The sequence below is a fragment of the Nocardioides sp. genome (genome assembly GCF_041600255.1).
In the GTDB taxonomy this organism is placed as follows: Bacteria; Actinomycetota; Actinomycetes; order Propionibacteriales; family Nocardioidaceae; genus Nocardioides.
Genome location: NZ_JBFIKK010000031.1, coordinates 21,002 through 27,485, shown reverse-complemented (window position 1 = coordinate 27,485; position 6,484 = coordinate 21,002). Strand labels below are relative to the sequence as shown.

The 6,484-nt window shown below is 72.0% G+C and carries 8 protein-coding genes and 1 tRNA gene; 1 reads left to right on the top strand and 8 read right to left on the bottom strand.

Annotation, left to right across the window (positions count from 1 at the left end; translation table 11 throughout):
• From ABZE72_RS05940 to ABZE72_RS05930, 3 genes are all read right to left on the bottom strand, one after another.
• Positions 1 to 1,407: WD40/YVTN/BNR-like repeat-containing protein (locus ABZE72_RS05940; RefSeq protein WP_372728102.1), on the bottom strand; the 1,407-nt coding region annotated here is incomplete at its 3' end.
• A gap of 54 nt (positions 1,408 to 1,461) precedes the next feature.
• The gene (locus ABZE72_RS05935; RefSeq protein WP_372728101.1) at positions 1,462 to 1,662 is read right to left on the bottom strand and encodes a hypothetical protein; all 201 of its coding nucleotides are present in this window, start codon (positions 1,660 to 1,662) and stop codon (positions 1,462 to 1,464) included.
• Between the two features lie 225 nt (positions 1,663 to 1,887).
• A tRNA-Ala gene (locus ABZE72_RS05930) sits at positions 1,888 to 1,960 on the bottom strand.
• Between the two features lie 216 nt (positions 1,961 to 2,176).
• Between ABZE72_RS05930 and ABZE72_RS05925 the strand changes: the two genes are divergently transcribed.
• Entirely contained in the window at positions 2,177 to 3,469 is a 1,293-nt protein-coding gene (locus tag ABZE72_RS05925; protein WP_372728100.1) for a hypothetical protein, read from the top strand.
• A gap of 25 nt (positions 3,470 to 3,494) precedes the next feature.
• Here ABZE72_RS05925 and ABZE72_RS05920 read toward each other — a convergent pair whose 3' ends face one another.
• From ABZE72_RS05920 to moaC, 5 genes are all read right to left on the bottom strand, one after another.
• The gene (locus ABZE72_RS05920; RefSeq protein ID WP_372728099.1) at positions 3,495 to 3,965 is read right to left on the bottom strand and encodes an SRPBCC family protein; all 471 of its coding nucleotides are present in this window, start codon (positions 3,963 to 3,965) and stop codon (positions 3,495 to 3,497) included.
• 18 nt (positions 3,966 to 3,983) lie between these two features.
• Positions 3,984 to 4,841 (bottom strand): hypothetical protein, encoded by an 858-nt coding sequence (locus tag ABZE72_RS05915; RefSeq protein ID WP_372728098.1) that lies wholly within the window; start codon positions 4,839 to 4,841, stop codon positions 3,984 to 3,986.
• Positions 4,842 to 4,924: 83 nt separating this feature from the next.
• Complete coding sequence (locus ABZE72_RS05910) at positions 4,925 to 5,491, bottom strand: GNAT family N-acetyltransferase (protein ID WP_372728097.1); 567 nt, start codon at positions 5,489 to 5,491, stop codon at positions 4,925 to 4,927.
• Positions 5,492 to 5,511: 20 nt separating this feature from the next.
• A complete protein-coding gene (locus tag ABZE72_RS05905; protein WP_372728096.1) occupies positions 5,512 to 5,988 on the bottom strand; it encodes a molybdenum cofactor biosynthesis protein B in 477 nt (158 codons plus the stop codon).
• Positions 5,985 to 6,470, bottom strand: coding sequence for a cyclic pyranopterin monophosphate synthase MoaC (gene moaC, locus ABZE72_RS05900; protein ID WP_372728095.1), 486 nt, complete (start codon positions 6,468 to 6,470; stop codon positions 5,985 to 5,987). The genes ABZE72_RS05905 and moaC overlap by 4 nt, the downstream gene beginning before the upstream one ends.
• Positions 6,471 to 6,484 lie beyond the last annotated feature (14 nt).

Genomic DNA, 6,484 nt, shown 5'->3' with positions numbered 1-6,484 from the left:
CGGCAGGTTCAGCGAGAAGGTGATGTCGCTGTTCCGACCGGGCTCGAGGGCCACGGCCCCCGGCCCGGAGAGGACTGCCGGGGCCGGCTGCGGCGGGGAGGGGGTGGCGAACGGACCCATCTCCACCTGGGGTGCTCCCTGCGGCAGCGGGGTCGACAGCGGACGCAGCGTGACCAGTTCGTGTGCGGTGTGCAGGTGGAACCCCCCGAAGTCGTCGGCGAGCAGCCCACGGACCGGGGGGAGGTCGAGGTCGTTGACGTCCTCGACGGCGCCGTTCGGGTCGACGCGATAGAGCGACACGTCGGGGAAGCTCGCCGCGCTCCCCCGGTCCCAGGTGGCCATCAGCAGCTCGCCGCCGACGGCGCTCCACGCCGCGCGCCACGGAACGCCGTCGATCGTGCCCGGCTCGAGCGGGACGTGCGTGAAAGCGCTGTCGGCGGGTCGGCGAAGCCACCATGACTCCACCGGGGTCGTGCTGAAGGCCTGGAACCCGACCAGGATCCTCCTGGTCGACGTGGGATCGGTGTCGACGAAGGGGCCGGTGACGTGACCGGGTGGGAGTCCGTCCGACGACCAGGTCAGGCCACCGTCGGAGGATCGGACGATGGTGCTGGTCCGCCCGTACAGGACGGAGGGGTCCATCGGGTCCACCGTCACGCGAGTGAGCAGCGGACTGTTGACGGCATCCAGGGGCTTCTGCTGCGGCGACGGAGGAGTGACGACCGGCGGTCTCACCGTCCAGGTGGTACCGCCGTCGACACTGGCGTGGAGCCCGCTCGCCGTGGGGAGGTAGAGCACCGACGGACTCGTGGGTGCCGGTGCCAAGGGCCCGGGAGCTCCTTCGATGGGAGGGCCCGTCATGGGCTGCCACGTCTGCCCGGCATCGCGGCTGGACACGACGAGCGTCCGGGCGCCGTCACCCTGCCCCTCGCTCCCCGGACTGAGCGGCACCCCGAGGTCCACCCGGTCGGCGACCTCCTGGCCGATCCCCAGCACCATCCACACCCGGTCCGGCGAGCGCGGGTGGACGACGATCTCGAGGATTCGATCCGTGGTCGCCGAGGCAGGCATCCGCGCCGAGGGCGACTCCGGAACCCGGAACACCTCCGACCAGGTGCAGCCGTCGTGCGTGCCCATCACCGAGAACCCGTTGCTGAGGTACTGACGCTCGGGCGACCTGGGGTCGACCGCGTGGGTCGCGATCCGGTGCTCGCCGACGGGGAACGCCGGCACCGTACGTCGCGTCCAGACGCCGGAGGTGCCCGTGACCACGTCGCCGCAGTGCGGCGTCGCTGCAGTCGCCGCGGAGCCGCGCACCATCACGGTGCCGGGGACCAGGACGGCCGCCAGCAGCAGGGCGACGAGACCCCAACGCGCCGACCCGGAGGTGTGGCCGTGGGCCCTCATTGACGTACCGCTGCTCATCGTCCTCGCCCGCCCTGGGTCCCCGACCGCGTACTGCTAAGGCTTGACGCCGCAGTAGGTCGCCTCGGCGGCGTGAACCGCCCCGGCCGGGTCGCCGGTGGTGTCGTGCGCGAGGTGCAGGACGTTGACCACCGGGTCCGCACACGCCGGGGTGGCCGAGGCCGAGCCGGCGGAGAGGGCCACCGCCGAGATGGTGGTCGCAGCGAGAACCGCTGCCCGTGCCAAGAACGTGGACATGGTGCTTCCTTTCAGATGACCGCCAGGTGGGCAGGCGGCTGCGTCGGTCCCGGATGGCCGACACGTGCTCCACACCGTAATGATCATGATTCTCATTCGCAAGTCAGCGCCCGGGGCCGACCCGCCCAGGGCCGACCCGCCCAGGGCCGACCTCGGAGGGAAATGACAAGAGCCGGACCCACTGACCGGGTCCGGCTCTTGAAGATCTCGGTGGAGATCACGGGGTGGAGCTGAGGGGATTCGAACCCCTGACCTTCTCATTGCGAACGAGACGCGCTACCAACTGCGCCACAGCCCCGAACTGCGTCCGAGGACGCGGTGGGAAACGTTAGCACCCGAGGGTGGAGCGGTCCCAATCGCACAACGACTCGTGCTCGGACTGCGGAATCCTCGTCACGATGACCGGACCCGGGTTAGGTTCGTAGTGGCGGCGGCACTCACCTGCACCGCCGGCGCGTCACGCCTCTCCGGCCCCGACCCGACGCGCCCCCTGGGGGAGGGAGCAGTGTTCACCGTGCGTGCACCACACGTCCGCAAGATCCTGATGGGTGGCCTCTCGGTCGTCCTGGGGGCCGGCGCCCTGGCAGGGGTCGGCGCCCCTTCCCAGGCCGCGCCGCCCGGCGATCTCGATCGCTCGTTCAGCCATGACGGCCGCGCCATCATCGAGTTCGGCCGGCTGGTGGCCGCCACAGATGTTCTCGTGCTGCGCAACCACAAGGTGGTCACGGTCGGCGTCTCGAACGGTCGGTTCGCGATCGCCCGGCGGACCAGGAACGGCAAACCCGACCGGACGTTCAGCAAGGACGGCCGGACCTCGACCAGGGTGGGCGGCGGCGCGTACGTCACCCGCGTGATCCCGCTCAGGGGTGGACGGATCCTCGTCGCCGGCGCCGTCTCGGGCGGCGACCAGGTGCTCGTGCGCTACCTGCGCAACGGCAGGATCGACCGAGCCTTCGGCCGCAACGGCCGGGTGCGCACCCGACTCCCTGCCTGGGAGTCGTCGGTCGAGGACCTGGTGCTCGACAGCCGCGGGCGCATCCTGACCGCCGGCATCGTGAACTACGAGCAGTTCGTGCGGGTGCGCTACACCCGTCGCGGGCAGCTGGACCGGAGCTTCGGCGACGAGGGCATCTCCCTGACCACCGAGCCGCTCCCCTCGCTCGCCTACGCCGCCACGGTGCGGCTGCAGCGTGACGGCCTCCCGGTGGTGGCCGGATGGCGAGACCTCGACACCCCCTTCCCGGTGCGCCAGATGTTCGTCGCGCGCTACGCCGACGACGGCACATTGGACTCCAGCTTCGGGGGCGGCGACGGCTGGACGTCCCTGGGGGAGCCCTCCGACGACGCCCGGGCGAGCACCCTGCTGGTGCGCCCCGACGGCCGGCTGCTGCTCGGCGGCGGCGCCCGCGAGTCCGACGGCGACGGACGGGCCGCCCTGGGGCGAGTGCAGGCGGACGGCGAACCCGACCCCAGCTTCGGCGACGACGGGCTCGTCACGCACTCCTTCGACGGCGTGCCGGGCGCGATCAACGGCCTGAGCCGCCAGCGGAACGGGATGATCCTCGCGACCGGCACGACCAGCGGCGCCTTCACGCTCGCGCGGTACCGGCCGAACGGCTCGGTCGACTCCCGCTTCGCCTCCGACGGGATCACCGAGACCGTCTTCCAGCCCCGCAACGGCGGGCACTCGAGCGGCCGGGCGGTGGCGAACCGGGGCAACCGCATCGTCGTGGTCGGCGGGCACTACACCGGGTCGGACGGCGACTACGACGGCGACTTCGCGATCGCCCGCTTCCGGAAGCGCTGACCCTGCCCGCGGCAGCGGGCGGGGGTCACCGGAGGATCTTGGCGAGCTCCTCCATGCCCTGACGGGCATAGCCGTGCCACATGCGAGCCAGCAACGGCATGCCGAGCGCGGCCACCCCGTTGCGGGGGTGGACCGTCCACTGCCAGGTCACCCGGACCCCGTTGCCGATCCGGTCGAAGGTCCAGCGCCCCTCGGCCTTCGCGACCAGCGGCCGCATCAGGCCCTTGATCCCGGTGATCTCGTAGGTGAACTGGCGGGGCGCGTGGACCGAGGTCAGCTCCTCCTGCATGCGCACGCCGTCGGACATGGCGATGGTGCGGGTCTGTCCGACGTCACCCCACCGGCCGTCCTGGCTGCGCACCTGGCGCACGGGTGCGATCGCGGCGTAGCGCCGACCGAAGATGTCCGGCAGGGATGCGTTGAGCACCGTGTCGAAGGCGTGAGGCACCGACGCGGCGAACTCGCGTGAGTGCTTGAGAACCCGGGGGGAGGCCATCCCCGCACGGTACCTGCGTCAGGAGCCGGTGGCTCGGTGTTCGCCGTCTTGCCCACGGACGGCCCGTGACGCCTGGTCGGCCGCCTCGGCTTCACGCGCCAACCGGGAGTCGCCCGCGGTGTTGCCGGACGTCCACACCCCGGTGTCGTCGAGGTCGATGGTGCGGACGGTGCGCCGGGTGGCGGCCGGCTTGGTGACGTACGTCGGGAGCGTGACCGGCACCGGGTCCCACAGGGTCGGGTCGACGCCACCGACGGCGACCGCCTCCATGTGCGAGGTGTCCTCCGTCGAGTCGCCCCCGGTCGCGACCGGCGCGACACTGCCCGGAGCTGCGGGCGTCACGGCCGGCTCGGCGCTGTCGGCGACGGACGCTGCCGTGTCGGCGACCGGGACGGTCTCGACGACGGCCCGCTCGGCCTTGACCATCAGGCGGCAGGCCACCAACCAGGCCACCAGCAGGACGACGGGGACGGCGACCCAGACCCACCCGATCACGGCCAGCGCGGCCAGGACGACCGTGGCGAGGGTGGCGAGGAGTACGGCGCCCAGCACGCGGCGTCGACGACGGGCAGCGAGCCGGGCGGCCTCACGGCGGGCGCGGGCGCGGGCGCGCAGCTGGGCAGCGGTCGGCGCCGCCTCGGCGACCGAGGCCTTGGTGGTCACGATCGGGACCGAGGTGGAGCGGCCGGGGGTCACCACCAGCCGGGCGTTGCGCCGGTCCACGGGCTCGCGGCGCGCCAGGACCCGCATCGTGTGCGAGAACCGGTCGACCGAGCGGCTGCGCACCACGTCGTCGTGGTGCTTGAGTGCCTTGGGAACGAGATAGACGGCCCAGGCAACGGCAAGGGCGACGAAGATGAAAGCACTCAGGTCCACGCCTCAGAGGTTAGGTTCGCTAGCCGAGTGTGGGACGGATGTCCATAGGTGTGTCGCAAAATGACTGGTGGGACAGATGTGATTCACCCGTTCCGGAGCCGGGCGAGCATCCCCTCCGGGCACTCCTCGACCGTCACCGCGTAGATCCGGTGATCCCGCCAGGCCCCGTCGATGTGCAGGAACCGCGGCGCGTACCCGATCTCGCGGATCCCGAGCTTCTCCACCACCCGCAGGGAGTTGGAGTTCTCCGGCCGGATGGCGATCTCGATCCGGTGCAGCCCCACCGAGGTGAAGCAGTGGTCGATGACCAGGGCGACCGCACGGGGCATGACCCCGCGCCCGGCGTACTGCTGGTCGATCCAGTAGCCGATCGAGGCGAACTGGGCCGACCCCCGCACGATGTTGCTCACCGTCACCTGACCGGCGAACTCCTCGTCCACCTTGATCGCGAACGGCACTGTGGCGCCGGCCCGCGCTTGGCGGTGCAGCCGCCGGACCAGCGTGTGGAAGGAGGACGGCCGGACCTGATGACCGGGCGGGACGGTGGCGTCCCAGGGCGCGAGCCACGCCGCACTGCGGTGCCGGGCCTCACGCCAGCGACGGGCATCGCGGTGCCCGATCGGCCGTAGCCGGATCTCGTCCGCCGACAACCAGGCCGGCCATCCACTGGTCAATGGTCGCTGCCGACGATCTGCTCGACAGCGTGACCGAGGACCGGCGCCAGCACGCCGAGCGCGTCCTTCACGCCGCCCCGCGACCCCGGCAGGTTGACCACCAGGCACGAGCCCACCACTCCGGCCAGGCCCCGGGAGAGCACCGCCGTCGGCACGCCCTGCGCGATGCCGGCGGCACGGATCGCCTCGGCGATGCCCGGCACCGAACGGTCCAGCAGCGGGGCGGTGACCTCGGGCGTCCGGTCCGTCGGGGTCAGACCGGTGCCGCCGGTGGTGAGGACGACCCGAGCGCCCCCCGCCACCGCAGCCTCGATGGCGGCGCCGACCGGATCACCGTCCGGCACGACCACGGGTGCGTCGCAGACGAAGCCCTGCTCGCGCAGGAAGGAGACGATCAGGGGACCGGTCTCGTCCGGATAGACCCCGGCGGCGGCACGGTTGGAGGCGACGACGACCTCGGCACGCAGGCTCATGAGCCGTCCCGTACCCAGTCGCCCGAGCGGCCACCCGACTTGGCGTCCACCTGGATGTCGGTGATCACGGCCGCCTTGTCCACGGCCTTGACCATGTCGATCACGGTGAGCGCCGCGACCGCCACCGCGGTCAGGGCCTCCATCTCGACCCCGGTTCGGTCCGTGGTGCCCACCGTCGCCCGGATCTCGACCGCGTCCTCGCTCACCGCGAGGTCGACCTGCACCGAGGAGAGCGCGAGCGGGTGGCACAGCGGGATCAGGGACGGGGTCTGCTTGGCGCCCATGATCCCGGCGAGCCGGGCCACGGCGAGGGTGTCTCCCTTGGGCACCCCGACCCCGTTCAGCAGCCGGATCACCTCGCGGCTGACCAGCACCCGGCCCGACGCCGTCGCGACCCGGTCGGTGACGCTCTTCTGCGAGACGTCGACCATCCGGGCCGCACCCGTCTCGTCGACGTGGGTGAGGCGGTCCTGGTCAGCCATGGTGGTTCCCCTCG

Excerpts from the sequence above, each read along its gene's own strand:
- moaC (WP_372728095.1), bottom strand. The coding sequence starts at position 6,470 with ATGGCTGACCAGGACCGCCTCACCCACGTCGACGAGACGGGTGCGGCC.
- ABZE72_RS05905 (WP_372728096.1), bottom strand. The coding sequence starts at position 5,988 with ATGAGCCTGCGTGCCGAGGTCGTCGTCGCCTCCAACCGTGCCGCCGCC.
- ABZE72_RS05935 (WP_372728101.1), bottom strand. The coding sequence starts at position 1,662 with ATGTCCACGTTCTTGGCACGGGCAGCGGTTCTCGCTGCGACCACCATC.
- ABZE72_RS05920 (WP_372728099.1), bottom strand. The coding sequence starts at position 3,965 with ATGGCCTCCCCCCGGGTTCTCAAGCACTCACGCGAGTTCGCCGCGTCG.